Here is a 20147-nt window from a genome sequence, read left to right on the forward strand (position 1 = left end):
ACATCAAAAGTTCTAGTCTATATCTTTTTTCACTCTTTTCTTCTTTTTTAAAAATATAAATATGAAAGTAAAGCAAACTCCTAAAATTGTTATTAAGATAATGAAAAAATTATTGCTTATCGGATTATTGTTTTTTAAAAGCTTAGTTTTCTGTAAAATATCATTATCACTATCAAGTATTTTAGAATTAATTTCCGTTCTTTTAAAAAATCCCTTATCTATACTATCCGTTTTAAAATTTTGACTATGGTCAATATCTTTATTATCAGAGTCTTTAGTCACACCTGTTTTAGAATCTTCCGATACTTCTACTTCCTTGTCTAAAAATAAGCCTAAATCAGTTATTTGTCCTAAATTTTGACTTTCATCATTTTTTTGAGAAACTCTAATGAGTTTCTCACTTATTGTATCAGAATTTTTATTTTTTTCATTTGTTGCTTTTGATTTACTAGGTAAGCTGTAAATTACTAATAATTTTTGGCTAGTCAAAGAATTCACAAGAGTTCTATCACTTATGGAATTCAATTGTTCTGAAGCTCTCTCCATATTATCATTTGATTCTACTTCATCAAAGAAACTTGATTGAGCGTCTTCTTTATGTGGACGAGAATTTGAGTTCATAATTGATAAGTGTGAACTTAAGCTGTTTGTTGAGCTTTTAGAACTTTCCGAAATTGCTTGTATTGAAGACAAATTATATCCAATTGAATTTGGAGATGACGAACTATGTGAAACTTCTGAATAATTGTCTCTTTGTGCCTCGTTAACTATATTTGAATATCCTGTTTCTGATAATGCTGGGTTATTATTTGAACAACTACTTAGATTAGAAGTAGGGGAATTTTCTGATGATGAATTATTAAAAGTTATTGGATTGTTGATTCCTACTGTTGAATTAAGTAGATTCGATTGACTATCTTTTGGTTGTGAGTTAGAAACTGTGCTGATAGGTGAACTTATGCTACCTTTTGAGTTAGTAGACATCTCCTGGTCTGACTGAATTAAACTTAAGTTTTCCTGAACTGAATTTGAAGAGGAAACGTACTTAGGGTTTTCTGATATATTATTTACTTCACTTGGTCTGGACGAAATAGTTTGATTCGTTTCCAAATTAGGGCTACTACTAAGATTTGAAGAATCTGAACCTAAACTATCATTTGAACCACTATTTAAAATATCTGAGGAGTGAGTTGATGAATTATTATCTACTTCTGTTGCTTTAGAAGAATTAGACTGATTAATTGCTGATTCTGAGTTAAAATTTATACTTATACTTGATGATGATAAAATTATACTACTATTTGAATTGTTCGTAGCCTCAGAACTTGTTTGATTTGAAGTTGAAACAGCTTCTGAAGTAGATATTTCCGTGCTAGCCTTGGTGTCTATAAGATTATCAGAACCAGATTGATTTATTTCTAAATTATCAGCTGTGCTCGTACTGGATAAAACTGAACTTGAACTATTGTTTGCGGAAGCTAAGGAATTATTAGCTACTTCTGCTACATTAGAGAAATCAGACGAATTAGTTGCTGATTCTGAATCAGAAGTCGAACTCATGTTTGAGGGGGATAAACTGATACTACTATTTGAATTGACTGTAGCCTCAGAACTTGCTTGATCTGATACTGAATTACTTTCTGTCAGAATTGATGATGATAAAATATTGGTTATTTCTGAACTATTATTCGTTTCGTTGATATCAGAAGAATTAGAATGCTCACTTTCTTCGTTAGAGGACATACTTGAACCTAATGAGGATTGGTTTGAATCATTTTCACTACTTGAATTAGAATTAAGTTGGTTTGATGAAGACAAAATATTAGGTTTTTCTGAATCATAACTACTTTCTACTGTACTGGAAGCTCCTGACCGACTATTTTCTGTTTGTGAGCTAGAAATACTACTGTTTAAAGAAGCGGTTGAATTTAAAGTATTATCTGTAATACTACTCGCTTCAGATATTGGATAGAGTGAAGCCGAATTTGTCTCTTGTGTTGATTCTGAACTGGCAACATCAGCTTGCTCTACTGAATTGGAAGAAGAGACAGGGGCTGTATCTGCATTTTCTATACTCACAGAAGCCGACTGTGAACTGTCAGAATTTATCCAACTTTTATCCAAAAGCCCACTAGAATTGACAGAAATTGTCCTAATTCCATCTGACGGTAAATCTGATAACTGACCAAATAAAGGACTGATTTTATTGAATACGTCATCAGCCAAAGTCACTCCAATTCCCAAAGTCAAGCTATGAACTGGACTCCCAGAAAAGGCCGCTGAATCTACTATTGTCAATGATTCATCAGCAAATTCTATTGTAGTGATTTGGTTACTTTGAAAGGCTTTGGCCATAATTTCTGTGATATTTGGACCAAAGGAAAGTTCCGTTAAATTATTATTTGCAAATGCTCTTGTCGCAATCTTTAGAACAGAATTTGGAAATTCAATATTACTTATGGCGTTTCCAGCAAAAGCATCTGTTTTTATATTTTGGACTTTTGCTCCTAAAACTACTTCTGTCAGTGATTTTTTATAATAGTCAGGAAAAGCTGTTGTTGTTTGAAAAGCACTCGTATTAATATCTACAACATTATTCCCTATGACAACTGAATGAATCCCGCTATTTGAAAATGCATAGGTCCCAATTGATGTCACAGCATAAGTTTTTCCACCAACTGTGAGGGTATCTGTAATAATAATATCAGCCCCTGCTGAACCGGAATAGGAGGCAACTTCTGCTGTCATTGAATTATTATCAAGATTATAAGTGATCTTTTGCTCATCTGTATATGTAATTTTACTTGTTGCGGCTTCAACCGGCAATTCTGTCAGCAACTGATGATTCAAGAATGTGGGATTAAGAATGGCTGTCATTAATCCCACTCCAACAGTCATCGTTATTTTCTTTATTGATTTTTGAGACATAAAAAACCTCCTAACTTTCTATACGAAAAAATGGAGGTTTTGTAACTTTTATTTTTTATTATGATTTTTTTTAGTGTAACGTTTATTTAAATCTTGAGGTTGACGTGCTTCCATCACTACCGGAAGAATTACTGGTTTACGTTTTGTTTGCTCATATAAAAATTTTCCAAGGGCATCACGGATAGAACCTTTGATTTCTGCCCAATCAAATTCTTTTCCAGAAAGATATTTATCAACAGTTTCATTGACTAACTCGCCAGCCTCACGCATCAAATCACGTGAAGTTTTAACATAAACAAAGCCACGAGTGTGAACACGAGATTTGCTGACGATTTTACGTTCAGTCTTAGAAATTGTGATAACGGCAATGAAAATACCATCTTCTGATAACACTTTACGGTCACGTAAAACAACTGAACCGATATCTCCAACTCCTGAACCGTCAATCATAACATTTTCAGCTTGAATAACACCAGAAGGAATCATGTCTCCATTTTCTAAACTGACTGTTTCACCACGCTTAGCGATAAAGATATGTTCTGGTAAAATGTCCATTTCCATTGCTAAATCAGCATGGGCACTAAGTTCACGATACTCACCTTGGATTGGAATCAAATTTTTTGGACGGAAGATATCAAGTAAGAATTGCAAATCACGAGCATTCGCGTGACCAGATATTTTCAAATCTGAAGCCAACATTTTCATGACTCCGCCAGCTTTATAGATTTCATTTTCAATACGAGCAATTGTTGTTTCATAAGAGACAGATGGACTTGTAACAGCAAGTACTAAATCTCCATCTTTAATTTTAACGTATTTATGACGACGATGAGCCATATCTCCAAGAGATTTGAGGGGTTCACCCATTCGTCCTGTTTCTAAAATAACTAATTCATTGTCAGCATATTTTTTGATTTCTGTTGGTTTAATAATTGATTTTTTATCAACAATTTGTAATTTGTTAAGACGAGTTGCTGTTTCGATGATTTGGTCCATATCTTCGCCTGTAAAGGCAACACGACGACCAAGTTTAATGGCAGCATCAATCGTTTGTTGAATTCGTCCTAAATTACCCGCGTTACAAGCAATAATGACCCGTCCTTCATTGTCATCAATATAGTCATAAATTTTTTCATAAATTTCATGCTCACTCGCTGATTGCATTGTTGACAAAGCGTTTGGTGATGATGAAAGTAAAGCAAGGACGCCACTATTTCCAATTTCAGCCAATCGGCGCATATTGGTACGATAGCCTTTTGCAACAGCTGGATCAAAACGGAAATCACCTGTATAAACAATGTTTCCGTCATTTGTAGAAATAACAATTCCTAAACTTTCTGGAATTGTATGTGTTGTTGAGAAGAATGAAATGACGGCTTTACCAAAATCAATTTCTGTATCTTCAGTTACAACATGAAAATCGTTGAATTTGCGACTGTCAGCATAATTTTTGACATTAATTTTTGCAAGTTCGATTGTTAATTCTGAACCAAAAACAGGAACTTTTAATTCAGAAACGATATAAGGCAAAGCCCCAATTGAATCAGCATGTCCGTGAGTCAAGAAAATTCCTGCGACACGATCCGCATTTTCTAAAAGATATGTAATATCAGGAATAACAAAGTCAACACCAAGTTGATCCATTTCAGCATATTTAAGTCCTGCATCAAGCACAAAAATTTGCTCTTCAACCTCAACTAAATACATGTTCTTACCAAATTCACGCACACCACCTAATGGAGTGATTTTAATATTAGACATAAAAACCTTTCTTGTCAGTGTAATTTATAATTTTTTCGATATAAAAAGAATCTGTAAGTTATTGACAAATTCTGTCAGTAAATTTACAGTCCTGTTTTTAGCAATTTCCTTGCCATATTCACTCTCGAAGTCGGTCGAGTGGGACAAGCGATATTGAAAAGATAATTCTACTTAGAATTAAAATAAAAGAGATTGGCATTCCAATCTCTACCGAGAATACACTAATATAAGTTTAACCCAAAGCAAGTAAAAAAGCAAGTCAGTTTCATTTTTTATGGGTCTTACTTTTTTTCTAATCAAAATAGCGATATAATGGAAGGTAAGTTTTAAATGACAAGGAGGAAATTTTATGCAGATTACTTTCTTAACACAACTTGATTGGTTAATTCGATTAATATTAGCTGGGGTATGTGGATATGCCATTGGTTATGAAAGAAATAGTCGTTCCAAAAACGCTGGCACACGTACGCATTTAATTGTTGCTTTGAGTGCTGCTTTAATGATTATTGTCTCAAAATATGGTTTTATGGACATTATCAGTACTCATGGAGTCAATCTAGACCCTTCCAGAATAGCAGCTCAAATTGTAAGTGGTATTGGCTTTTTAGGAGCTGGAATGATTTTTGTTCATAATCAATCTGTTAATGGATTAACTACTGCGGCTGGAATTTGGGCAACGTCTGGTATTGGGATGGCTATCGGTTCTGGATTATATTTTATAGGTATTGTAGCTACTTTACTTATTTTACTTTTTCAAATTATTTTACACCAAAATTATCGATGGATAAAATCAGCGACAAGCGATCATCTTATTCTTCAATTAGAAGATTTTGAAGGGCTTCAACTGTTGCAACAACAGCTGAAAGAGGAAAATGTCAAAATTCTTAGTATAAAAGTTGAAAAAAAATCAAATAATTCTTTGAAAATAGATCTATATTTGAACTTACCAAATGCTTATGAAGTCGCTTCGTTAATGAGTCTTTTGGAATTGAATGATAAGATTAAATCAATTGAATATTAAGCTACTTTTATAAAGAAAAATACCCTTTTAGGGTATTTTTTAATTTTCTATTTTTTCAAGAATTGTTTTACTTTCCTCAGCAGTACAAGCTACAAGTGGTAAACGTAAGCCACCAACTTCATATCCTTTAGCATTCAAAACCGTTTTGATTGGGGCTGGACTTGTGACACTAAAAAGTGCATTTATTTTGGGTAACATTTTTCTTTGAATTGCCGCTGCTTTTTGAATAGAACCCTGGTCTATTTCAGCAAACATTTCAAAAAATTCTTGACCTAGGATATGACTAGCAACCGAAATTACACCCTGACCTCCTAAAGCTTTAGCATGAAAAGCTAACCCATCTTCTCCAGTATAAACTAAAAAATCTTTGGGTAACTTTTCAATTAGATAAGCCAGATTATCAGTATTTGTGCATTCTTTGATGGCAATTACATTTTCCAGTTCTGCTAAACGTAAAATGGTCTCCACCTGAATTTCAGTAACCACTCTTCCTGGAATATTATACAAAATAATTGGCAAATCACTAGCAGTAGCAATCGCTTTAAAATGTTGATAAATTCCTTCTTGGGAGGGTTTGTTGTAATAAGGAGTAACTGCAAGTCCCGCATCGATATATCTAAGTTCAGCAACTTCTTTGACAAATTCAACCGAGTCACGTGTGTCGTTAGTCCCAACACCGGCAATCAATGGAATACGTCCAGCCACTATTTTATTAACCGCAGCAAAAATTGCCAATTCTTCATCATGAGTAAGAGTAGGCGATTCAGCCGTTGTTCCAGCTAAGATAAGGCCTTCCGTATGATTAGCAAGTAAATCCTCAATTAGCTTAGGAAATGCTTCAAAATTAATTTGACCATTTTCTTTAAAGGGGGTCACTAGGGCCGTGATGATACGTGCATTTTGTAATTTTTCAATTGTTTCTTTTGCTGACATATTTTCTCCTTATGTGTGAGCTTACTGACAAGCTCTTGTCAAGAGGTCAAAAAGAACCTCTTTTTATGCAAAAGAGGTTCTCAAAAGTTCGTCAAAAATGATTTTGATTAGCTCCCCTTTCTGTCAGTACTGACAGAAAGACAGTCTGTGGGATTTAACCACACAGCCCAAGAAAAATTCTGTGACAATTTTTCTTTCGGCAAAGAACGCCGCCATCAGCTTCAATGCGTTCACCGCTCCACTAACTTCTTCGTCTTCGCAACCTCTAATTTTGTTTGACCCATTATAGCATATTTTAGTAAATGAGGTCAAAAATTTTATTTTTATACAGTCTAATTTATTATTATTCTTTCGCAATTAATTGGATGAAATCTTCGATAACACGCCGATTTGGCTCATGAATATTTTTAGGAATTTCTTTAAATTTAAACCATTTCAGCTCTTCAACTTCACTCATTTGTGAACTTAAACTTCCTGTGAAATCTCGACAAATATAATAAACGCCTGGCATATAAACTTGGTCCATATTGGGATAAGTCATAAAACGGTCTTGTCCTGAATAAATTCCTAAAAGCTCAAGTTTACCTGCTTTTAGACCCGTTTCTTCAAATAATTCTCGCCGAGCAGTTTCCTCAAGTTCTTCACCAACTTCTATGCCACCCGCATGTAAAGCCCAAGTTCCATTATCTTTACGTTTTTGTAAGAGAATTTTTTCATCAGAATAAACAATAACGCCAGCTCCAAGATAGATCAAAAGCTCATGACCAATTTTTTCACGAATTTTACTGATATAACTCATTTACCAAACCTTATTTCAGTTCAAATTTTAACTCATGAGTTGGTCTAACTAATCCACGTTCATGTAGTGTTTCAGCAATTTGAACAGAATTCCAAGCTGCTCCTTTGAGTAGATTGTCAGAAACTACCCAAAGATGAATCCCATTTGCCGCATCCAAATCGCGGCGAATACGACCCACAAAAGTTTCACGACGACCGACTGAATTAATGGCTTGTGGATAAATTTGATGAGCAACATCATCTTCTAAAACAGCTCCTGGGAATTCAGAAATCAAACGTTTAACCTCAGCAATATCTGCTACTTTCTTTGTTTCAACATATACTGACTCAGAATGACCATAAAGAACTGGAATTCTGACACAAGTTGCCGAAACCGCAATTGAATCATCTTCCATGATTTTTTTGGTTTCATTTGTCATTTTCATTTCTTCATAAGTATAATCGTTGTCAGTAAATACATCAATTTGTGCAAGCGCATTGTAAGCAATTGGATAATGTTTTTTATCTCCAGCAGACGGTAATATTTCTGCTGACAATTCTGTCAGCGCTTTTCCATCAAGTGCTTCTTGGAGTTCACGATTTGTTTCATTAATTGCTGATTGACCTGCACCCGAGACTGCTTGATAAGTGCTAACTATTACTCGCTCAAGCCCATAAGCTTGCCGAATCGGCTCTAAAGCAACCATCATTTGAATCGTTGAGCAATTAGGACAGGCAATTATCCCATTATGTTTTTCCAAAGCATGTGCATTAACTTCTGGAACAACCAATGGAACATTAGGATTTTGACGGAAAAATGAGGTATTATCTACGACAACAGCTCCAGCTTTCACAGCATAAGGGGCATATTTTTCTGATACTGATCCTCCAGCTGAAAAAAGTGCAATATCAATGCCTTCAAAACTATCCTCAGTCAATTCTTCTACAACTAGCTCTTGACCCTTAAATTCAACAATTTTTCCTGCCGAACGTTTACTTGCAAGCGCACGTACGGTTTCTATAGGAAGTGTAGATTCTTCTAATTGTTCAAGCATACGTGTACCCACGGCACCAGTAACACCAACGACGGCGATATTATATTGTGTCATAATTGTCTGTCCTTTTCAGTAAATTATAATTATTATAGCGCTTTTAAGTTGTAAGGGCAAGAAAAAATCTGCCTTTCGACAGAAATTTTTGTTTTTATTTAAACATAAGTTTAAAGACTGTAGCTGCAATTACTGCACCAACGATTGTGGCAACAACTGGAACCCAAGCGTACCACCATTTAGCGTCTTTATTTTCACCAACAACTGATTGTGGCAAGAAGCTATAAACGATACGAGGACCAAGGTCACGTGCTGGATTCAATGCTGCACCAGTTGGTCCACCAAATGCTGTAACCAAACCAACAAACATCAAACCAATAGCAAGCGCACCAATCATTTTAGATGATGAAGCGCCTGAAACAGAAGCCCAAATTTGGCTTACTGTTGCATTTGCTGTAACATCAGCTCCTTGTTGTTGAGCGTAGCTTGTCATCCATTTGATTGATTCTGCACCAAAGAAGTTCGTTGTAAAACTGAGAATTCCGAAAACAAATACAAACATTCCGATTACTTCATTGATAAATCCGTTGAAAATTGCTTTTCCACGATTTGAACCATTATCCAAAGCGTTAGTTGTTGAAAAAGCGCCTAAAGAAATTGCTCCGTCATTAGTTTTAGCGAAGTATTCTTTATAAATCGCTACAACAAGTAATTGACCAATAATTGCACCAATAAGTTGTGCCAAAATATATTGTGCAACATGTGCCCAAGGGAAATAGCCAGCTGAAGCGAGTCCAATTGTAATTGCTGGATTAATATGTGCACCTGACACATTTGCAAAAGCAAGTACAGGAACTAAAATCGCAATTCCGTATCCCCATGCAATTGCAAGACCACCCATGCCCTCATTTTTAGAGCCTTTGAGGGTTACCCCAGCAATTGTACCATTACCAAGCAAGACGAGAAGCATAGTTCCCAATCCCTCAGCAATATATTTTGTCATCCATGAAACATCCATGATAATTTCCTTTCTATTTTAAAAAATATATAAAGATGTTGACACTTCAATTTTATCATATTTTTCTTAACTCTTGCTAATAATAACATTGAAAATATGATTAACTCCTACAATAGATTGTTTTGAAGTTTCTTCGGCATTGTATTCATCTGATTATAACAAGATTTTTTTATTAATTATTTTAATCGTTACGTAAAAAAGCCCCCTTTCGAGGGCTTTTAAAGGCACTAAAAGTGTGTCAAAAAGGTTCACACAATTTGACAAATACTCACGCTTCCTGCGCGGAAAACCCAATTTCCCAGTATTCCTTAGCTTCGAAATTCTACAAAGTAGAATTATTCGACTCATCGCATAGTTAAATTTTAACATATTATGCTAAATGAAACAAGAAGCCAATCAAAATTCCTACCGTTCCCACAAAACTAAGGATACAAATAGTAAATCCTATCGTAAAATAATTCTGACCATATCCATTATAATGAACCCTTTTAGTTCTTTTCCCACGATAAATGATTAAAGATATTACTGACAGAACCGTCAGTAAATATTGGATTGGCTGATTTTGTCCATACATTAAGTTCAAAATTGAAGCTACTCCCACAACAATTGCAAGTAAAATCCCCATCTTATTTCCTTTCTATTTTTTTATTAAAATTTACTGACAGACTTGTTTGTAATCAAAAGAGCTCTGACAAAAAATCAGAACTCCTTTTTCAATATTAGTCAAGCTCTTTGTATGCTTTAACTACATTTTCAGCAGTAAATCCGTAAGCTGGAAGAACGATGTTTGCTGGTGCCGAAGCTCCCCAAGTATCTACTGTAACTGTTGCACCATCAAGTCCAACATATTTACCCCATCCGTAACTTGTACCAGCTTCAATCGCTAAACGACGTCTTACAGCTTTTGGTAAAATTTCTTCGCGATAAGCTGCGTCTTGTTCGTCAAAAATATTCATTGAAGGCATTGAAACGACACGAATGCCAGAACCCAAAGTCTTCTTAGCTTCAAGAGCTAATGCTACTTCTGAACCAGTCGCAATGATGATTCCTTCAAGTTTTCCTTCTTCTTTTGAAAGAATATAAGCTCCACGATTCAGACCTTCTTCAGCCAATTCATAAGTATCAGGTAAAACTGGAAGATTTTGACGAGTCAAAATAAGTGCGGTTGGGCGGATTTTACTTGATGCAGCACGACGCCATGCAGCCACTACTTCATTTCCATCAGCTGGACGAATTACATCCAAATTAGGAATTGAGCGAACAGAAGCTAATTGTTCAACAGGTTCGTGAGTTGGACCATCTTCCCCAACAGCAATGGAATCATGTGTCCAAACATAAGTGACTGGCAAGCTTTGTAGAGCAGCCATCCGAACAGAAGGAAGCATGTAGTTTGAGAAGACGAAGAATGTTCCACCATAGACACGAGTTCCACCATGCAAAGCAATCCCATTCATAATGGCTCCCATCGCAAATTCACGTACACCAAACCAAATATTACGTCCAGCATAGTTATCTGGCATGAAGTCTTCTTCAACTTTAACCATTGTATTATTTGAAGCCGAAAGGTCAGCAGACCCACCCCAAAGATTTGGCATTTGAGCTGATAATTCTTGGATAGCTTCTTGTGAAGTTACACGGCTGGCCTTGCTTGTTTCCATTTCATGCTTGGTCAAAGTAAGATCTGGCGTTTCATTTTCAAAAGCTTTTGCGTATTGCTCAGCAAGCTCAGGGTATTTTTCAGAATAATCATCAAAAGTACTGCGCCATACTTGCTCCATTGCTTCACCACGCGCAACTACTGTTTCTAAAAAGCGTTTTGAAACTTCTTCAGGAACTGTAAATTCAGGGTAATCCCAACCATATGCTTTCTTGGCAAATGCAACACCTTCAGCTCCAAGAGGAGCTCCATGAACTGCTGAAGTTCCTTGTTTTTCAGCACCAAAACCAATGACTGTTTTAACTTCAATGATTGTTGGTTTAGATTTTTCAGCTTTAGCCACTTCAACAGCTGCTGCGATTTCTTCTAAATCATTTCCATCTTTTACCAATAAATGTTGCCATCCATATGATTCAAAACGTTTTTGAACATCATCAATAAATGACATAGATAAGTCACCATCTAGAGAAATATTATTTGAATCATAGAAAAGAATCAATTTACCAAGTTTCAATTTACCTGCAAGTGAAGCTGCTTCTTGTGAAACACCTTCCATCAAATCACCATCACCATTTAAGGCGTATGTGTAATGGTCAACAATATCAAAACCAGGTTTATTGTATTGTGCAGCTAAATGTGCTTCAGCCATTGCCATTCCGACAGCATTGGCAATTCCTTGTCCTAAAGGACCTGTTGTTGCTTCAACACCGTCTGTATGATTAACTTCTGGATGCCCTGGTGTTTTTGATTGCCATTGACGGAAACCTTTTAAATCATCAGTCGTTACATTATACCCCGCCAAATGTAACAAACTATATAACATTGCAGAACCATGACCAGCAGACAAGACAAAACGGTCACGATTTGACCATTTACGACTTGTCTTAGGGTTCACATTAAGAAATTTGCTCCAAAGTACATAAGCCATTGGTGCAGAGCCCATTGGAAGTCCAGGATGTCCTGAATTTGCTTTTTGAATCGCATCTAATGATAGAGTACGAATCGTATTTACAGCCAATTGATCAGTAGTATCAAACATAAGATTTCTCCATATTTTTTATTTATACTCACATTATAACACAAGTTAGAAACGGTTTTCATTCTCTGAAATTAAAATCTTTTTCTTTTTTTATGTTTTTATATGAAAATCTTTTTAATTTTGGTAGGAAAGGTTGCGGTTGACCTGTTTTATAAATCTTCAAATAATTTATTTTTTTCAATTATAATTCTTTACTTTTTGAATTAATTTTATCTCTTCTATTCAAAATTAAACTCGTCATTAATACAATCAAAAGAAAAATTAATATAAAGGAAATTAATGCTATGGATCCTGCTTTGCCAATTACCCCAAGCAATCCTCCTGAAACAATATAATCTGAATCTGCAAAGGTCGATGCAGAATTCGCTCCAAACGAACCTAAGGCAGGCAGAATTAAAAGTGGACCCCAAGCTAACAGTATTCCATTCGCCGTTGAGCCGATAATCGCCCCACGCAAACCTCCAAAAGCATTGCCATAAACTCCTGCTGCTCCTCCACAAAAGAAGATACCAACAACACCAGGAATAATCACAGTTGTTCCTAAGCCAAGCATTATTAGCATAGAAATAACTCCAACAATAAATGAGACAAAAAATCCAATTAAAACAGCATTTGGCGCATAAGGAAATACTATCGGAACATCTAATGCTGGTTTTGAGTTAGGAACAAGCTTTTTAGCAATCCCTTGAAAAGCTGGTATAATTTCTGACAAAATCATACGAACACCTTGAAGAACAACCACAAAGCCTGCTGCAAAAGTCCCTGCTTGAATAACCGCATAGACAATATAATTAGTCCCAGCAGATAATGCTGGACTTTCAACAAAATGAGGACCTGCAATTAAAGCTAAAACAACATAGACAACCATCATTACTAGAGAAATAGAAACAGTAGAATCTCTCAAAAATCCAAGGTTTTTAGGGATATTTAATTTTTCAGTTGATTTTTCTGGGTCCTTATTTCCAAATTTTTCTCCAAGCCAACCGGCTAGAGCATAGCCCATATTACCAGTATGGCCCATTGCAACTCCATCGTTACTAGTGATTTTTCGCATATAGCGTTGAGTTAGAGCGGGTGTGATTGTCAGTAATGTTCCTTCAAATATTCCTCCTAACAAGATTGTCAACCAACCATTTCCTAATCCAGCCGAAATGAGGACAACAGCTGACATTGTTGATACATAGAGCATTGCTTGCCCAGTCAAGAAAATATATTTAAATCTTGTAAAACGTGCAAGTATTACATTGACAATAAATCCCACAATCATAATTAAGGCTGCGGGTGTTCCATACTTCACTAATGCTAAAGCAACCACTGCTTCATTGGATGGTACAACTCCCTTAGCATTAAAGACATGTTGAAACATCGTTGCAAAGGGATTCAATGAGGTAACTAATATCCCCGCACCCCCGGTCAAAACCAAAAAACCTGCAAATGTTTTAATTGAACCTTGGATAACAGTACTTGCTGTTTTTTTCTGCAAAATCAATCCCAACATTGCAATTAATCCAACTAAAAGCGCTGGAGTAGTTGCGACTGATACAATAAAGTTTAAAATACCATTCATTTTATTTTTCCTCTCTAGTCTAGAAAAATTTTGTATTTTATAGATTCGATTTATTTTTTCCTTATTGATGACTTATATTATTTTCATCAAGCACTTTATAAAGTGCTTCACGCGCAACTTCTTTATCAATAATTGACTGAAGTGACATAATTTTTTCTCTGGGAATATTAGGAAGAGCAGATACTAATGTTGCCTCAACGAAAAAATAATCCGCTGCATTCGGTGTTGCTGACCCCACATCCATATGCTCCAATTCGAACTTATCAATATTTACTCCTGATTCTTCTAATAATGACTGAATGTTCATTTGAACCATAAAACTCGTTCCTAACCCAGATTGACATACACATGCAAATTTCATATTATTTTTCTCCTTCTTCTTTTAAAAGTATTTGTTCAACTTCTGCTGCATTTGTTGCTACAAGTAACTGCCCCAAGCGTTCTTTATTTGATAATATCTTAGTAAGTGTTGATAAAGCTCTAAGATGGGTCTCATTATCAATAGCTGCTAAAACAATAAAAAGTTTAATTTCATGCTTATCATCGTTCATTAACTTTACTGGATGCTCGCATCTTAAAAATGACATTCCTAATTTTTTGACCCCCTCTTCTGGTCGAGCATGAGGAAGGGCAATTCCCAATCCTAAATCAATATAAGGGCCGAAAGCTTCTACTTTATCAATAATAGCTTTGATATAACGCTCTTCAATTTCATGTTTATCAAGAAGGGGTTGTGCAGCTAATTCAATTGCTTCTTGCCAGGTCAATTCTCTATTGGTAAAATTTATTTTTTCTTTTGTAAGTAAATCTGTTAGCATAACTCCTGATAGTTTCCCTTCTTTTCTAGTACGATTTAATTTTTTTTCAATAATTTTTATTAAATCCAGTTTACTTGCTGGTTTTTTTATAATAATGTAAGGTTCTATTGAATCTAAAATAGTTTGAGCAGATGGTTTTATAAAACCTGGGAGCTGAAAATCTTGTAAAACTTGATTATAGAGCTTATTTTCTTCACGCTGCTCTGGAAAAGCTGACATAAGATAAACTTTTTTGTCTGACTTTACAGGAACCGTTGAAAAAATAATATCATATGAATTTATAGGTAGTTTTTCAAAATGAGAGACTCGAGCACTCAAAATAAATTCCATTGTCGGGAATAAACTCTCTAGTCTTTTTTGCATTATTAAACTCGAACTGATTCCATTTACACAGAGTACAATTGCTTTTAATGATTTACCTGAGTACTTATTTTTATAGATCTCTCCACCAAATAAAATGACAAAATAAGCTTTTTCAGATTCTGAAATTTTACCGACCTCTTCTTTTAATGGTTGAAGGACGTTATCCATCAGTAAAAACAAGGAGTGGTACTCTTTTTTTATCCGTTCAAGCAGGACATTTTTTAATTCAAAATGATTTTTTAATCGATAGTATGCAGGAGTTAGGTGAGCTAATAGCGCCATAAAGGTCTTTGTGAAATCATCGAATTCAATTGCTGCTAGTTTCATAACATTTTCCATAATGTTAAAGGCCATTCGATATAAACCATTGTCTTGCTCAATTGTATTTTTCCCATCGGACATCCCAATAATTAATGATTTGAGTAGCTCATTAATATTTTCACTCCCCTTTTCAAAACCTCTACACTTGAGCAGACTTGCAAACAGTAATGTCGAAAGATATCGACTATAAACAACCTCAATCTGTAGTTCTTGCATTATCTTTTTCAATAATTGATTATTCTTAAAAATAGTTAATGGATCTTTATCATTTAAAACTTTTGATAAGATATAAAATCCTGCGTCCTCAGATAAATTTTGTAAATAATACCAAGCCTTCTCCTGTAAAATTTTCTCCTCAAAATTGAGGGAAAATCCTTTTTTTCTTGAATATTCAATCTGAACATTTTTGCTCATAAGCTCCTCTCTAAGTTTTTTTAAATCACTTAAAACCGTATTTTTACTTACTTGAAGATATTTTTGAAAAAGAGCTATTGAGAAGGAAGATTCATTTGTAAAAATAAGTAAATAAATAAGGGAGCGCCTTTCAACTTCTGATAAAATAAATGTCTTTTGATTGATAGAATAACGAGTTTCTTCAAAATTTTCTATTTTATTAGAAATTGCTAAGCATTCATTTTTATATTCCAATTTTTTTAAACCTTGATTTTCTAATTTTTTATTAAATTCCTCCAATATTCGATAAAATTTTTCTTTATCTAGATTAGTGACCTCCAATATTCGCTCTAATTTCCATAATTTATGTTTTGAAAAAAAGAGAATGTCTAAATCATAATTAATCATAAAAACGCTCCCTTGTATTTTTTATTATAACTCAATTATTTTACCAAAATATAGCGCTTACAGCCCAAATTACTTTTACTAAATAAAAATAATTGGACTGAACTTTAGAAAATAAAAAAACTCCAAAAAATGAAGTTTTTTATTATTCAAAAGGGAACATTAATAGCTAATTCTTATTTCTTAGCTGCATTAAAAGCTGCCATAAATTTTTTGGCATTTTCAGTAACCGCACTATAGTTGTTGTTGGTTGCTGGAGCTGTGACCCCACCTCCAGCACTTACAGCTACTGCCCCTGCTGCAAACCATTCAGCAACATTATCAACATTTACCCCTCCTGATGGAAGGATATTAATATATGGAAATGGTCCTTTTAAGTCTTTTATCATTTTGGGACCTGTAATATCACCTGGGAAGAGTTTGATTAACTCTGACCCGTACTCTAAAGCTTTTTGAGCTTCAAGTGGAGTTAAAATTCCCGGAACATAAGGAATCTGATAAAGATTACATATCTTTGCGACTTCTTTGTTAAAACTGGGACTGACAATAAATTGAGCCCCTGCAACAATGGCCAAACGAGCAGAGGTCGGATCTAAAACTGTTCCTGCTCCAATCACTACATCTGTTCCTAGATACTTGGCTACCAAATCAGAAATAACTTCGTTAGCTCGCGGGACTGAATAGGTCAATTCGATAGAAGTGATTCCTCCTAAGACGACAGCTTCTACAATTTTTAATGCTTTTTCGCCACTTTCAGCTCGGACGACCGAGACGACTCCTGATTGAATCACTTTATTTAATAATTCTGCTCTTTGCATGACTACATCTCCTTGTAAAATGCTTTTAGTTCTTCTTTTGTGGGATAACCTTCACTATCTCCTGAGCTTTGAACTGCTAATGCTCCAACGGCACAGGCGCGCTTGACGGCTTCTTTTAAGGTTTTTCCTTCAAGTAAGGCGGACTCCAGACCAACGGCGAATCCATCTCCTGCTCCAACCGTATCAACAACTTTTGCTACTTTAAATCCAGAAACAAAATATTGTTCACCATTTTTTAATTTTACAAAAGCACCGTCAGCGCCTAATTTGACAACTACAATCTTTGTGAGAGGGCTTTGCTCAAGGTAAAAATCAGCAATTTTTTCTGGTTCAGATGAACCAGTCAAGATTTCGCCTTCATTTATTCCTGGCAGAATGATTTGACTTTGCTTTGCTAAATCATTGATTATTCTTATCATTTTTTCTTGATTATCCCAAAGTACAGGTCGTAAATTTGGATCAAAAATGGATATAATATTTGCTTCATTTAATTTTTGATTGAACGCTTGAAAAGTTTTTAAACTAGTTTCTGAAAGGGCTGGAAAAATTCCTGAGAGATGAGCAATTTTTATCCCTGATAAATCTAGAGCTTTTAGTTCAGCAATGGATAAATTGGCCGCTGCAGAATTTTTGCGATAATAATCAACTTTTGGGTCACCCTGACTTACTTTTTGTTTTAAATAAAAGCCTGTTGAATAGTTTTTATCTTTGGTGAGATAGTCCGTTTCAATCTCCGCTTTTTTGACTGATTCAATAATAAAATTACCAAATGAATCATCTCCGACTTTAGAAAGGTAAATTCCTTTATGTCCTAGACGACTCAAACCAATCGCAACATTTAGCTCCGCACCAGCTAAATATTTGGTGAAATGCTGAGCTGCATCTAAACTTATATCTTGATTTTCCGAGGCAAGAACGACTAAAGGTTCGCCAATTGTTATAAATTCAGTCATTGCTTAGAGTCCTCATCTTTGAAAAACCCAAAATAATCATGCACATTATTATAACTAATATCTTCAATCATTTTTCCAACAAGTGCTTCATTATCAGGAATTCTACCGTTTTCAATCAATTGTCCAACAAAATTACAGAGGACGCGACGGAAATATTCATGACGTGGATAACTTAAAAAGCTCCGTGAATCTGTCAACATTCCGACAAAATTGGACAATAAACTTTGTGAAGCAAAAATCTCTAATTGGTTTTCCATTCCTTTTTTGGTGTCATTGAACCACCAACCAGCTCCAAGTTGTAATTGTTGCACTCCTTCACCTTGAAAACAGCCAATCAATGTGGCTAACTCAAGCCAATCATTTTGATTAAGGGAGTAGAGAATAGTTTTTGGTATCGTTTCAAGTTCTGCTGCTTTGCTAAAGAGTTTGGTTAATTCCTCAGAAATATTAGCTTGAGTTCCCATGCTATCGAATCCAGTATTTTCACCAATTTTACTTAAGGCTGGACCGTTGATAGAACGGTTGACGTTAACATGGAGTTGCATTGTCCATTCAAATTTTTTATTTAATTTCATAATTTCAAGGATTAATGCTGTAATGTATTGATTGTATTCTAGGTCTGTTAAAGTTTGATTTTCTTTGGCTTTCTGAAGGATAGAATCTAAATCCGCATTTTTAGTTTCTGCAAAAGTATATGTAGATAAGGAGTGGTCAGACAAACGTCCACCAAGGCTTGTGAAAAATTCAAATCTTTGTTCAAGTGCCTTAATCATCGTCTTAAAACCTTTTATTTCAATTCCAGAAACTGCTGACAGCTCTGTCAAATAGGCTGCAAAATGTCCATCAGTAATCGAAATTAAATGGTCTGGCCTTAAAGCTGGCAAAACTTTGAAATCTTTTTCCTCTTTAGCTAATAATTTATGATAAGAAAGCGTTGAAATAGGGTCATCTGTTGTACAAACGACTTTTACCTGTGAATTTTTAATCAATGCGCGTGGTCTGAAATCATCTGTGGCAAGCATTTGGTTCGCTTCATCCCAAATTTCTTTGGCTGTCTCGCTTGAAATAATCTTATCAATATGGAAAAATCGTTTTAATTCCAGATGAGTCCATTCATAAATTGGATTACCAAATGATTTTTCAAGTGTTTTAGCAAATGCTAAAAACTTTTCATAGTCATCTCCATCTCCAGTAATTAAGTTTTCAGGAATGCCATTCGCACGGAGCAAACGCCATTTATAATGATCCCCACCTAGCCAAATTTGTGTTAAATTTTCATATTTTTTATTTTCATAAATTTCTGCGGGTTCAAGATGGCAATGATAATCAATAATTGGCATTTTTTCTGCATGTTTGTGAAAGAGTATCTTGGCACTTTCACAAGTTAGTAAAAAATCTTCTGATAAAAATTTCATGATTCTCCTTTATTACTATTAAAAGTTAATTCAACTTCGTAAGTTTTTGATTCATTTGATTTTAAGCTGATATTTCCCTCTTTTTGCAAGAGTTCTTGTTTTTGATTGAGAATATCAGGCAGTCCTTGGAAGGGTTCAATACAGAGGTAAGAAAGATTTTCGCCTTCTTTTGTCCACAAGCAAAGATAAGGAAAATCCGCCATTTTCATGGTCATTTGATAGTCTTTCTCTTGTGAAAAAAGTTTCACCTCTTCAATTTTATTGTCAAAAATGACGAGCCCTTTTTCAAAGAATTCTCTTTCAAGTGGAAAGTTAGTGACAGGTCTGTTAATTTCTATGATTTTTCCGGAGCGATAGGGAAATGGATTTTTGACAATTTCAAATTGTTTTAAAGACCTATCTTTAGTTTCAAAGGAAATCTGGTAATCTTCAAAATTTGCTGACAGGTTAAAAGCTGGATGAAATCCTAAGGCAAAAGTCAATTTTTTTACTGACAGATTTTTTATTTCAAATTGAATCTTCAATTTTTTACTGACCAGTTGATAAGTGACTTTTAATTCAAATTGAAAAGGGTAGGATTGATAAGTTTCCTCGTTATCTTTTAATAACAAACTTATCTGGTCTTCTTTCTGGTCAATCATTTCAAAGAAATAATCTGAAGCAAAACCATGTTGTTGCATCGGATAAATTTTCTGGTTCAGCAAATATTCATCATCAGTTGAGCGTCCAATAGCCGGAAATAAAATAGGGGCATGTTTTGGCCACTCAGAACCATTCCAAATAAAATCAAATTTATTTTTAGTATCAATTACATGAGTTAATTCGGCCCCTTTTGGATTAATCTGAACAATAAGCTCATTATTTTTTAGTGTTATCAATTGATTTTCCATCGTTTTTCTCCGATAAATTTA

Annotated in this window: 16 protein-coding genes and 1 riboswitch; of the genes, 1 reads left to right on the forward strand and 15 read right to left on the reverse strand. The window is 34.8% G+C overall.

The window, feature by feature from the left end:
• Positions 1-12: 12 nt before the first annotated feature.
• Both QJV49_RS03025 and QJV49_RS03030 read right to left on the reverse strand, forming a co-directional pair.
• A complete protein-coding gene (locus QJV49_RS03025) occupies positions 13-2928 on the reverse strand; it encodes a leucine-rich repeat domain-containing protein (protein ID WP_225512053.1) in 2916 nt (971 codons plus the stop codon).
• A 48-nt stretch (positions 2929-2976) separates the two neighbouring features.
• Positions 2977-4689, reverse strand: a complete 1713-nt coding sequence (locus tag QJV49_RS03030; RefSeq protein WP_225512052.1) for a ribonuclease J — start codon at positions 4687-4689, stop codon at positions 2977-2979.
• A 349-nt stretch (positions 4690-5038) separates the two neighbouring features.
• Between QJV49_RS03030 and QJV49_RS03035 the strand changes: the two genes are divergently transcribed.
• Positions 5039-5710, forward strand: a complete 672-nt coding sequence (locus QJV49_RS03035) for an MgtC/SapB family protein (RefSeq protein ID WP_225512051.1) — start codon at positions 5039-5041, stop codon at positions 5708-5710.
• A gap of 39 nt (positions 5711-5749) precedes the next feature.
• On the opposite strand, the gene dapA is transcribed toward QJV49_RS03035, so the two are convergent.
• The 13 genes from dapA to QJV49_RS03100 all read right to left on the reverse strand — a co-directional run bounded on the left by dapA (position 5750) and on the right by QJV49_RS03100 (position 20126).
• Positions 5750-6643 carry a 4-hydroxy-tetrahydrodipicolinate synthase gene (dapA, locus tag QJV49_RS03040; RefSeq protein WP_225512050.1) on the reverse strand — a complete coding sequence of 298 codons (894 nt, stop codon included), beginning with the start codon at positions 6641-6643 and terminating at the stop codon, positions 5750-5752.
• 100 nt (positions 6644-6743) lie between these two features.
• A riboswitch (Lysine riboswitch) is annotated at positions 6744-6919 on the reverse strand.
• A gap of 67 nt (positions 6920-6986) precedes the next feature.
• The gene (locus tag QJV49_RS03045; protein WP_225512049.1) at positions 6987-7442 is read right to left on the reverse strand and encodes an NUDIX hydrolase; all 456 of its coding nucleotides are present in this window, start codon (positions 7440-7442) and stop codon (positions 6987-6989) included.
• A 10-nt stretch (positions 7443-7452) separates the two neighbouring features.
• Entirely contained in the window at positions 7453-8529 is a 1077-nt protein-coding gene (locus tag QJV49_RS03050) for an aspartate-semialdehyde dehydrogenase (RefSeq protein ID WP_023189663.1), read from the reverse strand.
• A 94-nt stretch (positions 8530-8623) separates the two neighbouring features.
• Entirely contained in the window at positions 8624-9487 is an 864-nt protein-coding gene (locus QJV49_RS03055) for an MIP/aquaporin family protein (protein ID WP_003129417.1), read from the reverse strand.
• 370 nt (positions 9488-9857) lie between these two features.
• The gene (locus tag QJV49_RS03060; RefSeq protein WP_038601548.1) at positions 9858-10112 is read right to left on the reverse strand and encodes a hypothetical protein; all 255 of its coding nucleotides are present in this window, start codon (positions 10110-10112) and stop codon (positions 9858-9860) included.
• A gap of 94 nt (positions 10113-10206) precedes the next feature.
• On the reverse strand, positions 10207-12183 hold the full coding sequence (gene tkt / locus QJV49_RS03065) for a transketolase (RefSeq protein WP_225512048.1): 1977 nt from the start codon (positions 12181-12183) through the stop codon (positions 10207-10209).
• A gap of 181 nt (positions 12184-12364) precedes the next feature.
• On the reverse strand, positions 12365-13750 hold the full coding sequence (locus QJV49_RS03070; RefSeq protein WP_225512047.1) for a PTS ascorbate transporter subunit IIC: 1386 nt from the start codon (positions 13748-13750) through the stop codon (positions 12365-12367).
• Between the two features lie 61 nt (positions 13751-13811).
• Complete coding sequence (locus QJV49_RS03075) at positions 13812-14111, reverse strand: PTS sugar transporter subunit IIB (RefSeq protein ID WP_225512046.1); 300 nt, start codon at positions 14109-14111, stop codon at positions 13812-13814.
• A 1-nt stretch (position 14112) separates the two neighbouring features.
• Positions 14113-16053: a PTS sugar transporter subunit IIA gene (locus QJV49_RS03080; protein ID WP_225512045.1), complete on the reverse strand. Its 1941-nt coding sequence runs from the start codon at positions 16051-16053 to the stop codon at positions 14113-14115.
• Between the two features lie 173 nt (positions 16054-16226).
• Complete coding sequence (locus QJV49_RS03085) at positions 16227-16868, reverse strand: bifunctional 4-hydroxy-2-oxoglutarate aldolase/2-dehydro-3-deoxy-phosphogluconate aldolase (protein ID WP_225512044.1); 642 nt, start codon at positions 16866-16868, stop codon at positions 16227-16229.
• 2 nt (positions 16869-16870) lie between these two features.
• Positions 16871-17821 (reverse strand): sugar kinase, encoded by a 951-nt coding sequence (locus QJV49_RS03090; RefSeq protein WP_225512043.1) that lies wholly within the window; start codon positions 17819-17821, stop codon positions 16871-16873.
• Complete coding sequence (gene uxaC / locus QJV49_RS03095; protein WP_225512042.1) at positions 17818-19236, reverse strand: glucuronate isomerase; 1419 nt, start codon at positions 19234-19236, stop codon at positions 17818-17820. Before uxaC ends, QJV49_RS03090 begins: the two co-directional genes overlap by 4 nt.
• Complete coding sequence (locus QJV49_RS03100; RefSeq protein ID WP_225512041.1) at positions 19233-20126, reverse strand: aldose 1-epimerase family protein; 894 nt, start codon at positions 20124-20126, stop codon at positions 19233-19235. Before QJV49_RS03100 ends, uxaC begins: the two co-directional genes overlap by 4 nt.
• Positions 20127-20147: the final 21 nt, after the last annotated feature.

The organism is Lactococcus sp. NH2-7C (assembly GCF_029953655.1).
GTDB classification, from domain to species: domain Bacteria; phylum Bacillota; class Bacilli; order Lactobacillales; family Streptococcaceae; genus Lactococcus; species Lactococcus lactis.